The organism is Cupriavidus basilensis, assembly GCF_029335485.1.
Classification (GTDB): domain Bacteria; phylum Pseudomonadota; class Gammaproteobacteria; order Burkholderiales; family Burkholderiaceae; genus Cupriavidus; species Cupriavidus basilensis_E.
Genome location: NZ_JARJLM010000449.1, coordinates 1 through 3,719, shown reverse-complemented (window position 1 = coordinate 3,719; position 3,719 = coordinate 1). Strand labels below are relative to the sequence as shown.

Annotated in this window: 2 protein-coding genes; both read left to right on the top strand. The window is 70.2% G+C overall.

The window, feature by feature from the left end; translation table 11 throughout:
• On the top strand, positions 1–2,160 hold a 2,160-nt coding region (locus P3W85_RS27350), incomplete at its 5' end, for a carboxyl transferase domain-containing protein (protein ID WP_276267049.1).
• A gap of 158 nt (positions 2,161–2,318) precedes the next feature.
• Positions 2,319–3,551 (top strand): branched-chain amino acid ABC transporter substrate-binding protein, encoded by a 1,233-nt coding sequence (locus P3W85_RS27345; RefSeq protein ID WP_430869629.1) that lies wholly within the window; start codon positions 2,319–2,321, stop codon positions 3,549–3,551.
• Positions 3,552–3,719 lie beyond the last annotated feature (168 nt).

The following is a 3,719-nucleotide window of genomic DNA, read 5'->3' as shown; positions in this document are numbered from 1 at the left end:
AACCCGCGCTTCGATTCACTGCTGGCCAAGCTGATCGTGCACGAGCCCGGCGGCAATTATGAGCGCGCACTGGCCCGGGCCTACCGCGCGTTGTGCGAATTCCGCATCGAAGGCATCGACACCAACCGCCGGCTGCTGCAGGACCTGCTGCTGCGCGACGAGGTGCGGCGCAACGACGTCCACACCCAATACCTCGACGCCGCGCTGCCGGCCATGGCGGCGGCAGCGGCCCAGCAGCTGGAAGGCGATCAGGCCCATCCCGCGCTGTATGCGGTTGGCGCCGCCGCTGACACCCAGGCGCATGCAGCGGAGCCTGACGATCTGCCGGACGACGCCGAACTGGTGCGCGCGCCCATGGACGGCGCGCTGGCCGCGGTCCAGGTACGCCCCGGCGACATCGTGCGGCGCGGCCAGCCCCTCGCCATCATCGAAGCGATGAAGATGGAGCATCCGCTGGAGGCGCCGGTCGCGGGCGAAGTGCTGCGCGTGCTGGCGCAAGCCGGCGATGTGCTGCGCGCCGGCGCGCCGGTGATCGTACTGTCGGCGGACGACGGCAGCCATCACGCGGTTGAGGCCGGCGCCGCGCTGGATCCCGCCCATATCCGCGCCGACCTGCGCGACGTGCTGGCGCGCCAGGCGCTCACCCAGGATGCGGCGCGCGCGCGGGCGGTGGACAAGCGCCATGGCCAGGGCGGCCGCACCGCGCGCGAGAACATTGCGCAACTGTGCGATACCGGCTCCTTCATCGAATACGGCGCGCTCGCCATCGCCGCGCAGCGCCAGCGGCGCAGCATCGAGGACCTGGAACGCGCCACGCCCGCGGACGGCATCGTCACCGGCATCGGCACCGTCAATGCGCAGCGCTTTCCCGCCGCCGACGCGCGTTGCATGGTGCTGGCCTACGACTACACGGTGCTGGCCGGCACCCAGGGCTTCTACGGCCACAAGAAGCTGGACCGCATGCTGGCGCTGGCGCGCCAGTGGCGCCTGCCGGTGGTGCTGTTCGCCGAGGGCGGCGGCGGGCGGCCCGGCGATACCGACATGCCGGTGGTGGCCGGGCTGGACTGCACGTCTTTCATCCAGTTCGCGCGGCTATCCGGCCAGGTGCCGCTGGTGGGCATCGTTTCCGGCCGCTGCTTCGCCGGCAATGCCGCCCTGCTGGGCTGCGCCGACGTCATCATCGCCACGCGCAATGCCACCATCGGCATGGGCGGCCCGGCCATGATCGAGGGCGGCGGCCTGGGCGTGTTCGCGCCCGAGGAAGTCGGCCCCGTGAGCGTGCAGGCACCCAACGGCGTGATCGACGTGCTGGTCGACGACGAAGCCGCGGCGGTGGACGCGGCCCGGCGCTACCTGTCCTACTTCCAGGGCGATCTGCCCGGCTGGGAGGCAGGCGATGCGCGCGCACTGCGCCACCTGATACCGGAGAACCGGCTGCGCAGCTACGATATGCGGGGCGTGCTCGCCGCGCTGGCCGATCGCGATTCCGTGCTGGAACTGCGCGCCGCCTTCGGCGCCGGCATCATCACCGCGCTGATCCGCATCGAGGGCCGCGCCTTCGGCTGCATCGCCAACAATCCCCGGCACCTGGGCGGCGCGATCGATGCGGCGGCGGCCGACAAGGCCGCGCGCTTCATGCAATTGTGCGACGCGCACGGCCTGCCTATAGTCTCGCTGTGCGACACGCCCGGCTTCATGGTAGGCCCGGAGGCTGAGAAGACCGCCACCGTACGCCATGTTTCGCGCCTGTTCGTCACCGCCGGCGCACTGCGCGTGCCCTTCTTCACGGTGGTGCTGCGCAAGGGCTACGGGCTCGGGGCGCAAGCCATGGCCGGCGGCAGCTTTGCCGCGCCCTTCTTCACCGTGGCCTGGCCCAGCGGCGAGTTCGGCGCGATGGGCATCGAGGGCTCGATCCGGCTGGGTTTTCGCAAGGAGCTGGAAGCGGTGGCCGATCCGGCCGAGCGCGAAGCGCTGTTTGCGCGTATGGTGGATGCCGCCTACCAGCGCGGGCGCGCGCTGAATATGGCGAGCCACCTTGAGATCGATGCGGTCATCGACCCGGCCGACACGCGTCACTGGCTGCTGCGCGGACTGGCCTCGGTGCCGGCTCCGGACCAGGCGCCGCGCGACGCATCGCGCCGCTTTATCGATACATGGTGACGCCTCGCCGGGCGATCGTGCAAACTTCCCCCTGCCATCCCGCTGCGCCAGCAGCAAGGAGACCAGCAATGTCCCATGACTTGGAGCGCCGGCCAGGCATTGCCGCAAGGATCGCGGCGTGCGCAGGCAGCGTGCTGACGCGCGCCGCCGCGGCGTGCATGCTGGCGGGTGCCTTGCCGATGCCAGTGCTGGCCCAGGCGCAGGCAGCGGCCACCGACGCGCCCATCAAGGTGGCCTTCATCGACCAGTTGTCCGGGCCGCTGGCCGATGTCGGCCAGATCTTCCAGGCCAACCTGAAGTTCGCCCTCGACGACGCCAATGCCCAGGGTGGCGTGCTCGGCCGCCACTACGAACTGCTCAGCTACGACAACAAGCTCTCGCCCCAGGAAAGCCTGACGGCCTTGCAAAGCGCCATCGATGCCGGAGTCCGCGTGGTGTTTACCGGCGCCTCCGGCTCGCCGGTGGTGACCGCGCTGGTGGAGGCCGCCAACCGCCAGAACGAGCGCCATCCCGCGCAGCGCATCCTGATCGTCAACTATGCCTCGCTCGACCCCGACCTGACCGGCATGCGCTGCAGCTTCTGGCATTTCGCCACCGAAGCGAACGCGGCCATGAAGATGCGCGCGCTGGCCAATTTCGCGCGCGGCCAAAAGGACATGCACAAGGTCTACCTGCTCAACCAGGATTACACCCAGGGCCGCATCTGGGCCGCGCTGGGCCGGCAGATGATCTCGGTCGCACGGCCCGACGTGCAGTTCGTCGGCGAGGCGCTGCACCCACTGGCCAGGGTCAAGGATTTCGCGCCCTATATCGGCAGGGTCAAGGAAAGCGGCGCCGATACGGTGGTCACGGGAAACTGGGGCCAGGACCTGAGCCTGCTGATCAAGGCAGCCGGCGAAGCCGGCTATCCGCTGAACTACCTGAACCATAGCGGCGGCGGCGCGCCCGGCACGGTGCAGGCGGTAGCGCAGGCCGGCAACGCCCATCTGACCTGGGTCGCCGAATACCTGCCCAACGGCGACGACCCGGTGCTGGCGGCATTGTCGGCCCGCGTCAGGCAGACGCCGGCCGGCGAGTACTTCACCCCGCGCGTGCTGATCTCCGTGCAGATGGTCAGCGAGGCGATCCGCCGCGCCGGATCCGACGACCCGACCAGCATTGCGTTCGCGCTCGAAGGCATGCAATACCATTCGCCCGTGGGTGACGTGCTGATGCGCAAGAGCGATCACCAGTTGCTGCTGCCGCAGGTGGTATCGACGATCGCGCCGGTGGACGGCAAGACCGTCAAGGTTGGCGCGGAAGGCACGCAGTATGGGTTCCGCTTCGACAGCATGACGCCGGGGCCCGAACTCAGCCTGCCCTCGATGTGCCGGATGAAGCGCCCTTCCTGAGGGTAGCGCCAGGCGCCTGCAAGCCGTCCAGGCGGGACACCGGGGCATCGGCCGCATCGACGTCCCGTCCCTTAGTGCCCGGCGGAAGGAACGTCCGGTCCCGCGGGCGGGGTCGGCGTGTCGGGCGCCCCGCTGGCGCGCGCCGCGCCCATCGCGGCGCCGGCCGGC

Bases quoted from the DNA above. Each gene is read 5' to 3' on its own strand.
- P3W85_RS27345 (WP_430869629.1), top strand. From the start codon at position 2,319: ATGCTGGCGGGTGCCTTGCCGATGCCAGTGCTGGCCCAGGCGCAGGCA.